This window comes from Chryseobacterium sp. FH1 (assembly GCF_000735135.1).
Taxonomy (GTDB): domain Bacteria; phylum Bacteroidota; class Bacteroidia; order Flavobacteriales; family Weeksellaceae; genus Epilithonimonas.
This window is the reverse complement of record NZ_JPLZ01000003.1, coordinates 196,285-212,022: the sequence shown is the minus strand read 5'-3', so window position 1 is coordinate 212,022 and position 15,738 is coordinate 196,285. Positions and strand designations below refer to the sequence as shown.

The 15,738-nt window shown below is 36.6% G+C and carries 15 protein-coding genes; 5 read left to right on the top strand and 10 right to left on the bottom strand.

What is annotated here, in order from left to right; all coding sequences use genetic code 11:
• Positions 1-27: 27 nt before the first annotated feature.
• Together IO90_RS05270 and IO90_RS18305 are read left to right on the top strand one after the other, a co-directional pair.
• A complete protein-coding gene (locus IO90_RS05270) occupies positions 28-933 on the top strand; it encodes a DMT family transporter (RefSeq protein ID WP_034964689.1) in 906 nt (301 codons plus the stop codon).
• A gap of 74 nt (positions 934-1,007) precedes the next feature.
• Positions 1,008-1,508: a hypothetical protein gene (locus IO90_RS18305; RefSeq protein ID WP_051878320.1), complete on the top strand. Its 501-nt coding sequence runs from the start codon at positions 1,008-1,010 to the stop codon at positions 1,506-1,508.
• Between the two features lie 56 nt (positions 1,509-1,564).
• Here the strand turns inward: IO90_RS18305 and IO90_RS05260 are convergent, their stop codons facing one another.
• Together IO90_RS05260 and IO90_RS05255 are read right to left on the bottom strand one after the other, a co-directional pair.
• Positions 1,565-2,674, bottom strand: coding sequence for a 5-(carboxyamino)imidazole ribonucleotide synthase (locus tag IO90_RS05260; protein WP_034964687.1), 1,110 nt, complete (start codon positions 2,672-2,674; stop codon positions 1,565-1,567).
• 30 nt (positions 2,675-2,704) lie between these two features.
• Positions 2,705-3,145 carry a nuclear transport factor 2 family protein gene (locus IO90_RS05255; RefSeq protein WP_034964685.1) on the bottom strand — a complete coding sequence of 147 codons (441 nt, stop codon included), beginning with the start codon at positions 3,143-3,145 and terminating at the stop codon, positions 2,705-2,707.
• Between the two features lie 180 nt (positions 3,146-3,325).
• Here IO90_RS05255 and IO90_RS05250 point away from each other — a divergent pair, with 180 nt between their 5' ends.
• Complete coding sequence (locus IO90_RS05250; protein WP_034964682.1) at positions 3,326-4,156, top strand: sulfite exporter TauE/SafE family protein; 831 nt, start codon at positions 3,326-3,328, stop codon at positions 4,154-4,156.
• Positions 4,156-4,542, top strand: a complete 387-nt coding sequence (locus IO90_RS05245) for a DUF1634 domain-containing protein (protein ID WP_034964680.1) — start codon at positions 4,156-4,158, stop codon at positions 4,540-4,542. The genes IO90_RS05250 and IO90_RS05245 overlap by 1 nt, the downstream gene beginning before the upstream one ends.
• A gap of 80 nt (positions 4,543-4,622) precedes the next feature.
• On the opposite strand, the gene IO90_RS05240 is transcribed toward IO90_RS05245, so the two are convergent.
• From IO90_RS05240 to IO90_RS05210, 7 genes are all read right to left on the bottom strand, one after another.
• Positions 4,623-5,000, bottom strand: coding sequence for a VOC family protein (locus IO90_RS05240; RefSeq protein ID WP_034964678.1), 378 nt, complete (start codon positions 4,998-5,000; stop codon positions 4,623-4,625).
• Positions 5,001-5,537: a hypothetical protein gene (locus IO90_RS05235; RefSeq protein ID WP_034964676.1), complete on the bottom strand. Its 537-nt coding sequence runs from the start codon at positions 5,535-5,537 to the stop codon at positions 5,001-5,003.
• Positions 5,538-5,542: 5 nt separating this feature from the next.
• On the bottom strand, positions 5,543-6,406 hold the full coding sequence (blaESP, locus tag IO90_RS05230; protein ID WP_034964768.1) for an ESP-1 family subclass B3 metallo-beta-lactamase: 864 nt from the start codon (positions 6,404-6,406) through the stop codon (positions 5,543-5,545).
• A 190-nt stretch (positions 6,407-6,596) separates the two neighbouring features.
• On the bottom strand, positions 6,597-8,528 hold the full coding sequence (locus IO90_RS05225; protein ID WP_117596579.1) for a M1 family aminopeptidase: 1,932 nt from the start codon (positions 8,526-8,528) through the stop codon (positions 6,597-6,599).
• A 77-nt stretch (positions 8,529-8,605) separates the two neighbouring features.
• Positions 8,606-9,409, bottom strand: a complete 804-nt coding sequence (locus IO90_RS05220; protein WP_034964766.1) for a hypothetical protein — start codon at positions 9,407-9,409, stop codon at positions 8,606-8,608.
• 4 nt (positions 9,410-9,413) lie between these two features.
• Complete coding sequence (locus IO90_RS05215; protein ID WP_034964672.1) at positions 9,414-10,244, bottom strand: hypothetical protein; 831 nt, start codon at positions 10,242-10,244, stop codon at positions 9,414-9,416.
• Position 10,245: 1 nt separating this feature from the next.
• The gene (locus IO90_RS05210) at positions 10,246-11,070 is read right to left on the bottom strand and encodes a hypothetical protein (RefSeq protein ID WP_034964671.1); all 825 of its coding nucleotides are present in this window, start codon (positions 11,068-11,070) and stop codon (positions 10,246-10,248) included.
• Positions 11,071-11,359: 289 nt separating this feature from the next.
• Between IO90_RS05210 and IO90_RS05205 the strand changes: the two genes are divergently transcribed.
• Positions 11,360-12,223 carry a tyrosine-protein phosphatase gene (locus IO90_RS05205; RefSeq protein ID WP_034964668.1) on the top strand — a complete coding sequence of 288 codons (864 nt, stop codon included), beginning with the start codon at positions 11,360-11,362 and terminating at the stop codon, positions 12,221-12,223.
• Positions 12,224-12,320: 97 nt separating this feature from the next.
• Here IO90_RS05205 and ccsA read toward each other — a convergent pair whose 3' ends face one another.
• Positions 12,321-15,566, bottom strand: a complete 3,246-nt coding sequence (gene ccsA, locus IO90_RS05200; protein WP_034964666.1) for a cytochrome c biogenesis protein CcsA — start codon at positions 15,564-15,566, stop codon at positions 12,321-12,323.
• Positions 15,567-15,738 lie beyond the last annotated feature (172 nt).

The window sequence follows — 15,738 nt, the reverse complement described above, 5'->3', positions numbered from 1 at the left end:
ACCTTTGTCACTTATATTTTTCCAGCTTTGAATTCCAAAACCATTATCGCTATTTGTACCGTTGCCATTGTTTGGGGAACGACTTTTCTGGGTATAAAAATCGGGGTAGAAACTGTTCCGCCCTGGTTTGTAGCAGGATTGCGTCAACTTTTAGCGTCATTGATTTTGTTGCCAATTCTACTTTTCACCAAAAACCTAAAATGGATTGGATGGAAAAACTTCCGAATTCAACTCACTTTGTCAGCTTTACTTTTGATTGGAGCAAATGGTTTGACAACTGTTGCAGAAAAGAATTTGACCAGCAGTTTGGCTTCATTAATCAGTGCACTTTCTCCCGTCTTCATCTTCATCGGAAGTATGATTATCGGGATGGAAAAATTTACTATCAGAACTTTGATTGGTCTGTTGATGGGCTTTTTTGGTGTTGTTTTTATATTTTGGGACGGTTTGAGCGAATTGGCCGACCCAGATTACAGAAACGGAATGATCGTGATGATTTTAGCACTTCTCTGTTGGGCGAGTGGTACAATATACACAAAAAAGCTACAAGTCAAAAGCAATAATCTTTTCCTGAATTTATTTTACCAGTTTGCATTTGCCGGTGTTGTTCAGTTGATTTTCGCATTCTCTTTTTCGGATGACATTGATGTTTCAACTTGGTCTTTAAAAAGTATTTCGGCGATAGTTTATTTGGGAATATTTGGTTCTGTTTTGGCCTTTTATGCTTATAATTATTTGCTCAAAACACTTCTACCAACGCAGGTTTCAATCCTCTCTTATGTCAATACCATTATAAGTATTTTCTTAAGTTGGTTGATTTTGGGAGAAGTGATATCTGAGAAATTCATCATTGCAACATTTTTAATTATCTGCGGTGTTTTTATCATCAATTATAAACCGGGAATGATAAAATTTAGATCAAAACAACATTAATTGATTGCTGTATTAATTATTTTTTTAATTTTAATCTCCAATAAAAACATAAACATTAATTAATTTTTAAACCAATGAAAAAAATTTTGATCGTGGCTTCAGCAGCTACTCTCCTATTCGCAATATCTTGCAAGAAAAATGAAACCGTTGTCACAACAGACGGAAAAGATACACTAAGCGTGGTAGAAACCACAGAAACAACAACTTTGGCGAACGACGAGGCCAAAGATAAAGTCGATAAAGCACAAGCAGATCTGGATGCGGCCGTCAAAAATGGAGACAAAAAAGCTGAAGCGACTGCAAGACAAGCACTAGCGGACGCAAATTTGGCTTGGGAAAACACAAAAACAGCAGTGAACAACGCGGCTCAAGATGTAAAACAAGGCGTTGACAATACGGTTGACAAGGCAAAAGTGGCGACAGAAAATGCAAAGCAGGATATGAAAGAAACTGCGAAAGACACCAAAGAAGCGATCAACAAAGCCGGACAAGACGCAAAAGATGCGACCAAAAAAGCGACTGAAGATACCAAAGAAGCTTACAATAATACGCTTGACAAATTGAAAGCGAAGTAGACTTTCAATTGAATGATAAAAAGAAAGCAAGGTTTTTGACCTTGCTTTCTTGTTTTTTATGCGATGACTTTCACCAAAGATTTGATATGAATCAATTTCTCCATCAATTCCTTTCTGGAATCTGCCAAAACATTGATGTGTCCCATTTTTCGTCCAGGCTTTGTCTCAGTTTTTCCGTAAAGATGAACGTAGGTTTTTGGCAATTTCAAGACTTCTTCAAGACCTTGATATTTCACTTTTCCAGAATGATTTTCCTCGCCTACAAGATTCAACATTCCAGAAAATCCGAAAGCATCGGTATCCGCCAAAGGCGAGTTGGTTACGACTCTGTAAAACTGCTCAAATTGTGAATTTGAGTTTCCTTCCTGCGATTGATGTCCGGAGTTGTGAAGTCTCGGCGCCGTTTCATTCACCCAAACTTTTCCGTTTTTATCAAGGAACAATTCGATAGCGAAAAGCCCTGCGGAATCTGCAGAATTGATAAATTGTTTTGCTATAACGTCAATCTGATTTTGTGTTTCTTTCGTAATATCAGCGGGGCAAATATTGAAATCGAGGAGATTAAGTTTTGGGTCTGCAACCATTTCTGTCACAGGAAAAGTGTTGATTTCGCCGTTTTCATTTTTGGCGACGATGACAGATAATTCTTTGTCAATATCCACCAAATCTTCCAACACAGATTCCTGTGTCCACAGGTTTCTCCAGTCTTGAGTAGTTCGGATGAGTTGCACGCCTTTTCCGTCATAACCGCCAGTATTCAATTTTTGAACGAAAGGTAATTGGATCTTTATTTCTTCTTCACTTCCATCCATAATTTCGAATTCCGGGGATGGCATTCTGTTTTCTTCATAGAATTTTTTCTGAAGAATTTTTTGTTGAATGATTTTAATAATATTTGAATTTGGAACGACCTTCACACCAAGATTTTCAAGCTCTTCCAAAGCTTCAACATTCACGTGTTCGATTTCAATCGTCACCACATCTTTGTCTCTTCCGAATTCCAAAACATCGTCATAATTATTAAAATCACCTCTCGTGTAATGTGAAATATTGGCGCAAGAACATTCTGGATTTGGATCTAGAACATAAAATTCATCATCATACTTCAGTGCTTCCTGAATGAACATTCTTCCCAATTGTCCGCCTCCTAAAATTCCGATTTTCATTTTTACTTTTCTTTTTATTTTAGATTTATTTTACTTCTTACAATTATCTTTTCGCCTCGTATCGATGATATATTGGATTTTCCACTCGTTATTAGCCTTAACCAACTGAAAAGAATTGACACCACAATGCGAGAATTTCCCTTGATAATAAAATTCATAAGGTGTCCACACAGACGCGAGATTTCCATCAATTAGAATATTTGAAAATGTGATTTTCTCGTCGAGAATTCCCTTTTCAGCTTTTGAAATACTGATAGTAAAATCGCTTAGATTTTCACTCTTCACTTCCCCATTTTTCGTGATGGTCTGCAGAACCGCATTCTTGGAAAAAGATTTTCGAATGGACACAGAGTCAGCATTTTTCATTCCATCAAATAATTGATTTACAGTAGATTTAATCAAATCCTCATCAGAAATTTGAGAAAAACCGAAAATGGGAAAAAGCATCAATAATAGAACACTGATTTTCATCTGTAGATATTTTTACAAAAATAGATATTTTTTACGGTAGTCAGATTTTATAATAAGGATAAAATACAATCAAAAACGCCTGCATTTCCTACAAAATAGGTAGATAATACGGGAATCAGGAACATCAAAATTTCTTTGATTTAAAGATAAAATTCGTCTCAAACGTTTTATATTTGTCAAATGTCAGAAATCATAATTCTTTTCATTGGTGCTATCGCAGCAGGATTGATGGGATCACTTACCGGTTTGGGCGGTGGTGTCATCATCATTCCGCTACTCACGCTAGGTTTCGGAGTACCAATGCATTACGCGATTGGCGCTTCTCTTATCTCGGTGATTGGAACTTCTTCTGGTGCAGCAGTTGCCTTTGTTAAAGAAGGTTTTACCAATATGCGAATCGGCATGTTCCTGGAGATTGCGACCACAGCTGGTGCAGTTTCTGGCGCATTGGTCTCAGGATTTCTGAATCCGAATACAATCGGGATTATTTTTGCGAGTATTCTAATTCTTACAGTTTTATTAAATCTAAAAGGAAAACCTGACCATCAGGAAGAATTAATCAAAGGAAGTTTGGCCGATAAACTTAAGCTTTATGGGACTTTTCCTGACAAAGACGGCATCAAACACTATGCTTCCAGAAATACAATCCCAGGTTTCTTGATGATGGTTTTTGCAGGCGCAATGTCTGGACTTTTGGGCATCGGTTCGGGTGCTTTGAAGGTTTTAGCAATGGACAACATGATGAAATTGCCATTCAAAGTTTCTACGACTACGAGTAACTTTATGATTGGCGTTACGGCTGTTGCAGGCGCTTTGATCTATTTTCAAAGAGGACAAATTATTCCAGTTATCGCAGCGCCAGTTTTGATTGGCGTGGTGGTTGGAAGTTTCATCGGTTCGAAAACTTTGATGATTTCTAAAACCAAGAAACTGAAAGTATTTTTCGCAATCGTAATCACGATTCTTTCAATTTATATGATGTACAACGGTGTCAATAAAAATTTCCATTAATGAGAACAAAACCATTTACAGACGTCGATTTGAATCGCTCCGTTGGAAATCTCCTGAGATTAGGGGTAATTCTTTCGGTAGTAACCTCTTTGGTGGGTTTCGTCAAACTTTTTTCGGAAGGTTTTGTGATGCCAAGAAAATACAGACTTTTGGAAATGGGAGATTCCTCCGAAAAAGTATGGGGAAGTTTCTGGAATTCACTTTGCAAAGGTGAAGGAATGGCGATTATCCAATTGGGAATTTTACTCCTGATTTTAACGCCGTTAGTGAGAATCATCTTTGCATTAATCGGCTATTTGAAGGAGAAAGATTATACTTACGTTGTAATTTCATTAATTGTCTTGGCGATTATGACCGTAAGTTTTCTGACAGGTTACGCACATTGATTATAAATGATGATTGATGAGTGATAATTGATGTAATCTATCAATTTAGTCTATCATCCATCAGTCTATTCTCTCTTAGTCTAATTCTCGTAAAACTCCAAAGGCAAATTGTCCGGGTCGGTTGTAAAAAAGAATTTCTTCTCCGTAAACTCATCGATTCTGATATCTTCGCAATCCAAACCTTTTTCCATTAATTCATTTCTCTTTTCTTCGACATTATCAACAGAAAAAGCCAAATGACGAAGGCCACAACTTTCTGGTCTGGAAGGTCGTTCTGGCGGATTTGGAAACGAAAACAATTCGATAACATAATGTTCTCCGATTGCTAAATCTAACTTGTAAGATTGTCTTGCTTCACGGTAAACTTCCCGAATAATATTAAGGCCTAAAACTTCGGTGTAGAATTTCTTGGAAACTTTGTAATCTGAGCAGATGATGGCGATGTGGTGGATTTTCATTTATAACTTTTCTAATTTATTAATCTTAAATCCTAATCTTGCTTTTATTTCTTGGAAAGGATTAAGTTTTATTTTTCCTTTATTTTCAATTTTACAAGTCAAAATTGCTTCCCTGAGTTCATAGTAATTGGAATACAATTGTCCTGGAATAATCAATTTCACTTTCTCATCTTTGATAAACCAAATAGCTTCAACAGAAACATTTTTTGTCATTTCATCAACTAATATATAGTAATCAAAATCCCTCACCTGATAATTCTGACTGAAGATAGGAAACATACAATTGACTTCAATATTTTCACGAAAAATACTTATCATTTTAAAATACTTAATCAAATAAAATGGCGCCCATAAAAATCCAATCACTCCAAAAGGAATAAGGATTTTTGCACCTAAATTTTCTGAGAAATAACTATTGGCAACCTGTTCAAAATTATCAACACAAGCTTCAACCATTTTATAAATTGCAATTCCTACAAATGCAAAACATAAAATTCCTACAAACAGCAGTGTAATTTTAAATTTAGATTTAATCATAAAAATCACTTTTCCTCTTTCACCTTTTCCAAATAATCATCTTCCAAATCCTTCAGTCTTTTGAAATAATTTTCCTTATCCATAAACAGTTTTGGATTGTAGGCATCGCCTTCTTTTCGTTTTTTATGAAGGTCGAATTGGCTTGCGTGAGAAGCCACCCAAACATCAAAATCCAGTTTTCTCATTGCATCAAGTGTATAGGCATAATCCTTTTGAATGGTTGGATAAACTTTCACATCAGAAAATTTATGGTCGATGATGATAGATGGCATATTCGCAATCAAGACTTTGTATTTTCCATTTTCATCTTTCGTTTCGAAGATAAAACTGCACGAGCCTTTTGTATGTCCAGGATGATGAAGCAAAGTCAAAGTCGTGTTTCCTAGTTTGATTTTGCCATTATTTTTCAAAAGGAAATCAGGCGATAGCGGTTTGAAGGTCACGCCATATTTTCCCAATTCATAATCCGATTTTCCGCCAGATTTCAGTTCGGCAACATCTGCTTCGTCCACATAAAGTTTTGCGCCTGTTTCTTTTTTAATATCGGCCATCGCGCCCATATGGTCGAAATGTGCCTGGGTCAAAGTCAGGATTTTCGTGTCCTTATATCTGAATCCGAGCTTCTCGATATTCGCTTTGATTTGAGGATAGGAATCTGCCAAACCGGTGTTGATCAGGATATTTCCTTTATTAGTAACGATGAGATACGAAGCCAAATCGTAAGTTCCAACGTAGTACAAATTCCCCACAATTCTGAACGGTTCATAAGGTTGCGACCAGTCTGCTGAATGATTGGTTGGTTCTGTTACAATTTGTGCATTTCCGAAAAAGGAAATGGTTAATAAAAGTATGAGTGTAATTTTTTTCATCTTATTTTTCATAAACAATCTCTTGTATCTGCAGTGTATTCTTCTTTGAATCCGCATGCCTCCGTGATCGAATCATTTTTTTCTTTGACACCAGCAAATTTAATGAGAAATCGTGTGCAAAAAAAATTGACTCCTTCAAACTACTGCGTAGGTTTGAGAAACAAAAGCGGAAAAAGCTGTAAAATGTATCTTACTCTTTTATAATCTTAATAGATTGATTACTAAATTTCAAAATATAAGTACCTTTCACCAATGTTGAAATATTGATTTCAGATTTTGGATTGTTCGTTCCTTTTTTGATTAATTTCCCATCGATTGAGAAAATTTCGTACTCTGTAGATTTTTCTAAGCCTGAAATTTTGATGATGGATTTGGCTGGATTTGGGTAGACACTCAGTTTTTCTTTATTAATATTATTGATCCCCAAGCTATTATCTCTTACGACAGTTGAACCCTTCGTAACGATTTGTTTTTCATAATTAAATTCAACATTTGTAACTACAAAACCGACATCTTCCACAAAATATTGGTTATTGGAATTATGATTGAGAATTAACGTGGCCGTTTGACCACCAGAGCCGGAAACCTTGATTGGCAGAGGCATTTCGAAGAAATTCACACTAGAATTACTTGTAGTTTGTCCAACTTGAAACGTGAGTTTGTTTGTTGTAGGATTTTGCGTCCATTTGATCTGATAGGTTGGATAACCTTCGCCATAAATCCAATCATTAAAAAACTCCGTAAAATCTCTTCCAGTAAAACCGCTCAAAAAATTCTGAAAATCTGATGTTTTCACATAATTGTACGCAAAAGCAGGATTGTCTTGATAAACTTTCAACATTGCATAAAACTGCGTATCGCCAAGAATCCACTTTATCATTCGGAGCACATAACCGCCTTTGGTATAAGACAATCTACCATCGAAAATTCGATTAAAACTCAGTTCATTGTCGGGAATATAAACGCTTCCACCAGGCAGACTTGTTATTTGATCTATTTCTGTTTGCAGATAATTTTGAAATTGCGACGGACTCATTAACAATTTTTCATAAGCCACATATTCGCCCATTGTAGCAAAGCCTTCGTTGAGCCAAATGTCATTCCAAGTTCCACAAGTCAGCTTGTCTCCAAACCACTGGTGCGCCAACTCGTGGGCAATCAAATCCTGCGCAAAATATCCCATCGTGGACATTGTTGCGTGTTCCATTCCACCACCCCAATTGGATTGCATATGTCCATACTTTTCGTTTCGGTACGGATACAGCCCGAAGTGGTCTTCGAAGGTTTGCATATTGGTTGCCGTCCAATCAAGATTTGCTTGCACACTTGCATTGGCCGACGATGGATAAACATAATTGAGAAATGGAAAAGAGCTTCCCGCGGTGGTTATCGTCGAATTTAATTTAACATAATTTGAAATTCCTAAGGCAAAAAGATAAGCTGGAATCGCATAATTAGTTTGCCAATACGTGAGTTTTTTGCCGTTTCCTAGAATGGTCTCAGATAATAGTTTCCCGTTTGAACCGACTGTGTACTGCGCCGGCGTTGTAATTTTTATATCTAATTTTTCAATTTTATCATTAAGACTCTGCTTGGTTGGCCACCATTCTTTGGCACCAAAAGGTTCTGAGAGAGTCACCAAGACAGGATTTCCAGCTTGTGTTTGGCTGGTTACAAAAGCATTTGTGCTTCCGTCCGGAATTCCACTATATCTTATGGATAGAGAATCCGTGGTCTGAGCTAAAACTGAAGTTGGAAAATTGATTTTAATTTCATCCGTATTCAATTGTTGAAAAGTCAAATCTTGTCCGTGGTATTTTACATTCGAAACCGAAAGATGATCAGCCAAATCAAAATAAATATTATTGGAATTCTGCAACATTTTGAAATGTGAAGTGACAGTTCCAGAAACATATTGCTGGTTTGGGTCGAGGTCCAATTCCAATCTTACATAAGTCAAATCGTAATTGAGTGTATTTGGGTTGACATTCACATCCAAAGTTCCTCGCGAAGCTCTATTCTTTTCAACTTCTATCAATCCTTTTTTATCGATATTTTCGAATTGTCCTAATAACGAATTGATTGCTAAACAAACTATGATTAATGTGTAAAAATTTTTCATAATCTACAAATTATTTAAATCAAAGCTACAAAAAACTTATAAAAAATTGTGATTTTGAAATTTTATAATTAGTATGTTTAGAATGGCTGAAGAACGGTCACAGTCATTGTGGATTGTGACATATCTTGATTGATGAACGTCGCATCCACGGGTGTCCCAATTCCAAGATTGACCAAACCAGCGCCAGAACCAAGATTTCGATTGCTGCAAGCGGCCGAAACAGTGTAAAGTCCTGGATCCAAATTATCTAAGGTCACATTTAGATTGAAGATTTTGTACGATCCGCTTGCACCTCTTACAACATCAGATCTCACGGCTTTTAACTCTTCTGGTCCCGAACCTTTTTTTACAAATATACCACAGGCAAAACTTCCAGAATAATTACCACTTGGTGCACTTCTGGCAATTTGAGCATTGGTCTGAAAAGATAAGATCGCTTTTGATTTTTTAGTTGTATCTATAATGCTGAAAGAATCGGTATTTCCCGTTAATCTAGCCCAATTTGGTGTCGTTGTTTCTGTAGAAGTTGTGAATGCAGAATTGAGAAGATAAGCACCTGTAGAGCCTGTTGCTGCAAACTTAACGCCCGTTCTGTCTGTTGTGGTATTGAGATAAGTGTAGGTCAAACTTCCTGTGCCATCTGCAATTTTTATTGTTTTGTATTCATCTGAGAGAACTGTATCTCCTGTTACGCTGAAAATCTGACCATCAGTTCCAGCAGATCCTTTGATCGTTTCATCACCATTTAATCTAAATTCCTCTCTGATATTAAGCCCACCATTAACATCGAGTGTTTTCTCTGGTGTCAGTGTTTTGATACCAACTTGAGAATAGCATCTAGAAAAAGTGATCAAAAATATGTATGTAAATAAATTTCTCATAGGTTTAAAATATATCGGTAAAGTTTTGTGGTACTTCATAAACATCAATCTTCAAAGAGGCTTGCGTCATGAAATTGTTCAAATTATTAACAGCTGTTGTCGAAGGAACACCGATTCCTAAAGTGATATTCGTATCCGTTGTATATCTCGTGCAAGCTACTCTCGCTGTATGTGTACCTTTCGAAAGGTTTGATGCACCACCAATTTGATTATGAGTCAAAAATGTACTTTCGGCAGTTGTAGATGTAAAAAGTGTGTTCAGTCTTACACTTTCCAATTTATCATCTACAAAAATACCACAAGCATACATTTGGTTGGAGCCAAGCGTTGTCGTATTATTCTCTTGAACTACAGTTTCAAATTGAAAATAAACTTTACTTTCTGTACTATTCACAACAAATGGATTAGCCAAATTTGTGATCTCTTTAAAGCCTTTGTTATTGATCAAATAATTAATATCTGTTCCTTTCACCAAATCAGTACTGATGCTGGCTGGCGAAGTTGCTGTACTCAATGAGACACCTTGCCCAGTCGTGCTGGAAGCTGTATTAAAATCTCTAAATGAATCATTGAAAATCAGGTAATATTTATATGATTCATAGTCCGGAATTTTCAAGGCTTTCCACGTCGGAGCTAAGCCTGGACCTCGGGAAACTAAGACTTGACCCGTTTGTCCTGGAGACAAAATATTATCATTATCTAAAAATAGCTTTCCTTTTTTATTGAAATCTCCATTGACATCCAAAGCAGACTGTGGTTGGGAAGTCATAATGCCGACTTGCCCTTGTAGCGTAAACGACCACAAGAACATTATTAAATAAATTGTATTTTTCATTTTATTGTGCGAAAATTATTAATTGTGTAATGTCAGTTTTGAAAAAGGATTTCAAAGCAAAACTGTTGGAACCCGTATTAGCAATAGTTACAGTATCAGATTGGTACGTTGGAATGTTTGATCCTATAGAAAAATAATTGTTGACATTGGTCGTTGCTACTTTCCTACAAGCAACATCCATTTTGTAAATACCGATCGGGCTGTTTTGCTCACTGTAATTAAGCGTGAACATATACTGCGTAGGCGTATTGCTGTACGCAGTGGTAATTTTGTCTGGACGCAAGGCAATTAATTTATCATCTTTGAAGATTCCACATAGAAATCTCACTGTACTTCCAGCGGTTGAGCCTACAATCTCGACACCTGTCTGGACCTGATAGACCAGTTTGTTTTCTGCAAATTTCACTTCGATTTGTGTTGTGAGATTTGGAATTTTCTTCCATTTGCTGTCGAGCAAATCACCGATTGAGCTGGTATTGACGTCATCACCGGCAACTCCTGCCGAGAAAGTACTGATGCCTACCTCAGACTCACTTAGATAAGTATTGGTCAATTTATAAGTACCATCTTCTACAAACGGTGCTTTTATATATTTCCAAGTTGGTGGCAGACCTTCGCCCTGAGATACTAAAACCTGATTGGCCTCACCAGGATTTCCTTTAGCAGTGTCTGTTCCGCCCAAACTTAATTCGTTTCGCAAAGCAACATCACCATTCACATCCAACGTTGCATTTGGTTTATCAGTTCCGATGCCAACTTGGGAAAAAATCTGTTGAGAAAAGACAAGGCTACTTAGCAGAAACAAGCTTTCTATAAATTTTTGCATAATAAATCATTTGTGTGTATGCAAAACTAAACAATCACTTTTTAAGCAAAAATCACGAACAAAACAGCCATAATACAATTGATTAACAATTACTTAAAAAATATCTAATTATTAAAACACATAAACAACCAATAACTAATTACACTGAATTATTATCCAATATTTTATGATTAATTATTTTTTTTACTTTATGCGTTTTTTAACATTAGCTGAGTTTTTCGACATTGAAAACATAAATAATTGGTAACAAATAGCTTATCTTTAAATTCTAATTTCTACTTTATTTCAGATGAAAAATATCTATTTAATTCCCTTCCTAATTTTACTGCTCTCTTGCAAAACAAATATTTCCACACAACCAGAATTTTCCAAGCTTTCTCAAAAAAATCAAATAGAAATTAAGAAAGTCAATAACTTCAGATTTTTGGGTGGATTGGAAAATTCTCAAGGTAAAATTCTGAAAGACAGTTTGATTTATAGAAGTGGAAATCTCCATCAATTGAAATCAAATTCTTTTGATAACTTTAATAAACTTAGGATTAAAAAAGTGATTGATCTGCGAACGAAACAAGAAATCGAAAAAGAAACAGATCATTTGCCAAGCAACATCATTTACAAAAATTATCCCGCCTTCGAAGATCAAAACAACGAAATGGCAAATGCCAAAAACTTAGCTTTGAAGGGAAAAATATCAAAAGCTGATGCGGACAAAAGAATGCTGAAATTCTATACAGATTACGTTTCAGAAAATCCGCAAGTCATTAAACAAATCATTACAGAAATTTTGAATTCTGATGAACCCACACTCTATCATTGCACGGCAGGAAAAGACAGAACAGGAATGATTACAGCTTTGATCTTGAAAATTCTGAAATTTGATAACGATGTTATTTTTGAGGAATATTTAGTTTCCAATGATTTAAGAAAGAAAGTCGTCAATAATAGATTGAAGCTTGCCAACAACTTTCATTTTGTCTATCCAAAACTTGATATTGGCGTAGTGGAAAAATCCAGTTGGATTGAGCGGAAATATCTTCAAACCGCTTTTGATGAGATCGATAAAAAATATGGTTCAATGGATCATTACATCAAGCAAGTTTTAGGAATTTCTGAAAGTCAGCGCGAGGTTTATATTGAGAAGTTTTTGAACTAGAATTAAAATTTTCGAAGTTTTAAATTATATAATTTACTAAAATAAATAAGTCAGTCTAAAAATTTAGACTGACTTATATTTGATTTATTATAGAATTCTAAGGCTCAACTTGCGTTCTCTCGTCTTTTTTGATGTGAAGATCGTTGTGCAGTTTTTTGTACTTGAACCAAGCAGCCACCGAAAGCAAGATCATATAGCCAATCCCAAGGTAAACCCAAAGTGGAAGCGGAATTGGATCTCCTTTCGCGTAGGAATGAAGTCCTGACAAGTAGTAATTCACTCCAAAATAGGTCATCACCATTGAGCAGAATGCAAACATCGTCACCACATGGAAAGTATATCTTCCTCTCAATCCTGGAACGAGTCTCATGTGAATCGCAAATGCGTAGATCATAATCGAGATGAAAGCCCAAGTTTCCTTCGGATCCCAGCTCCAGTAACGTCCCCAAGATTCGTTGGCCCAAATTCCTCCCAAGAAGTTTCCGATGGTTAATGCCAGCAATCCAATATTTAGCGACATTTCACTTACGATCGCTAATTCTTTCAATGTTGTATCATTATGTCTTTTGAAAGTATCCTTGTTGGCAATAATGTAGAAAATCAAAGAGATCATCGCGATCAGCATTGACAAGGAGAAGAATCCATAACTTGATGTAATGATCGCAACGTGAACCACCAGCCAGTAAGATTTCAAAACAGGAACCAAAGGTGTAATTTGTGGATCAAGTGCAGAACCACCGTGCGCAAATCCCATCATAATCACCGCTACCAAAAATCCTGCTGCAGGAATCAAAGTGTTTGAGTTTCTGTACAAAGCATAACCTGCCGAAATCCCAACCCAAGAGATGAAGATAATCGCCTCATAACCATTACTCCAAGGGGCGTGTCCAGAAATATACCATCTCGCAACCAATCCCAAGAAATGGAATGTGTATCCAACTGCACCAATGTAAATCAATGCTTTTACAACGTTTTTAAGAATTTTGCTCGGTTTGAACAATTCTGCAAAACCAAGAATTAAAAGCAAACCTCCAATAAGCGTGTAGAAAATCAACAGTTTGAAATTGATATCCAGCTTATTAGTCAGAACTTCAAGTTTAACTTTAGTTTCGGATGGCACTACATTTTTGCCCCATTTCTGCTGATATTCTTCTACTTTTTTAAGTTCTGCATCGGCTTTTGCCCAGCTTCCGCCTTGTGTTGCCATTAGGACGCTTGACAAATACGGACCTAAAACCGCCTGTGCATTTTCGTCCGGTTCAAAAGTCGGTGTCATCACAGAATTCCAAGTGTGATTCGAATCATTTTTGACAGGAATCGTTCTGAAATATTGATAAGACATAATTCCATTAAGAACCTGAACTTTGTCGTTCAATTTGATAACCGCTTCATCATATCTTGTTCTCTCAGCCGGTTTCTTTCTGAAGGCATCATTATAATCATCTTCCAAAACGAAACGCAGATTACCTTGTGCATCGGCTGGAAATAATTTGATCAAACTTGTAAATCCTTCTTCTGTAGCTTTTGTTTTTGCTCTTAGATCTTTTCCAACTTTTCCTGCAGTTTCGATTTTGATGATATTGACTTGCGCCCAGAACATTGGGTCTATCGTTGCTGCCAAGAACCACTGGTTGGCATCCAAATTCTGAAACTTACTCCTACTCGTCAGCTTATGAAGAATATCAAGAGCCTGCGTATTGGTAGGAACAATTCTACCTTCGTAATTCTGAACCAAAAGGTAAGCAAACTTGTCTGCGTGCTCTTTGCTGATCTCGATGTTCTTGACCATCGCATCTGCATCAATTACTGCTGGATTTTTGTTTGGCGAAGTTGGTTTTGCTTCCGAATGAGATTGACCTTCGCGGCTTCCGTCTTTTCCGTGCATATCAATTTCCTGAGCATTTAGTCCAAAACTTAATAATAACAAAAGAACGATAGTTGCTTTTTTCTTGCTGATGGTTTTCAACATTTGGTTGAGGCTCCAGAATCTTGAACCTTTCCAGAACATTGTCACAAACATCCCTACGAAAAGAAATCCGTAACCGATATAACTGATCAAAGTTCCCCAGAAATCGTGGTTCACAGAAAGAACCGTTCCTTTTCTATCCGGATCAAAACTTGCTTGGAAAAATCTGTAACCTTTATAATTAAGGACGTGGTTCATATAAATTTGATACGGTGTTTCTTTGCCTTCGTCCACGATTTTCACGTGAGATTCATAAGCAGACGGCGAAGAACTTCCTGGATAAGTTTCCATTACGAATTTTTCTAATTTCAATGAGAAAGGTTGCGTGTAATAAACTTTAGGTCCAAATCCTAACATCACATCCAATCCATCGATTTTGATTTGTTTGTAATTATTCGGATTACCTTTTTCTACAACCAGGTCAACAATTTGTTTTGTTTTTGGTCCCGACACTTCCACTTTAAGCATATCCGGAACGTCTTTGTCTTTTTGTTTATCGCCTTCGTAGCTGACTAATTTTCCTTGTTTCGTTCCTTCCGGAATTACCAATTTCAATTGATCAATCGTATAAAGACTTCTCAAAACCAATGGCTGAAACTCATTCTTCTTAGTTGTTCCCGTTGCCTGAGTTGCCATTGTCATAAACGAAGCGTCGGTTGGTGTTTTAATATAAAGTTGTCCGTCTTTCTTCTGAAATTCTACTGCGCCGTCGATTGCAGTTCTGTTGTAACTTACCAAAGTTCCGTTGATATTTTGAACATCGCCTTCAGCCAAATAAATGTTTTGACGACCACCCATATCACTTGTGGAAACCAAGTGCAAAAATTCTTTGCCAGCTTTGCCAGCAACCAAACTGTCTTTCTTTCTTTGAACGTAATCCAAAGCTTTCACAATAATTTTCTCCTTACCTAAGAAATCATAAGTCGCCTGAAAATCGTGGTGAAGTGGCGACATCAAATAAGGAACATCGTGGTAATTCTGCTGTTCTCCTTTTTCTTCGATTTTGATTTTGAAGAAATGTTTGTCTGTGATGATTTCGTTATTCGTTTCACCTTCGCGGATGTGCATTGTCCCTTCAAAACTGATGTAACGCGTAATTGCACCACCAATGAATATTAAAACAAAAGCCAAGTGAAAAACCAGAATCGGCCACTTCTCTCTTCGGAAAAGTCTGTATCTGCCGATGTTTCCGATGAAATTGAGTATTAATAAAAACATCACGGCTTCAAACCATTTTGCTTCGTAGATGAGTGCTTTGGCGGTTGGCGTTCCGTAGTCGTTTTCGATAAAAGTAGCAACAGCCATAGAAATAGCGAAAACCAGCAATAGAAGCGCCATTGTTCGCGTAGAAATAAGAATATCCTGAATCTTTTTCATAAGTAGATACCTATTGTTTTTTTGTCAGATGTAATCGCCAAGCGTCAATCGTGGAGATATGACAAGCTTTTGTAACCGGAGGTTTCATTCTGAAATTTATAGTTCACAAAAATAAGGATGATAAACCACAAAGGCATCAAAAAAAACTGTTTTTTGTCACTTTGGGAAACGG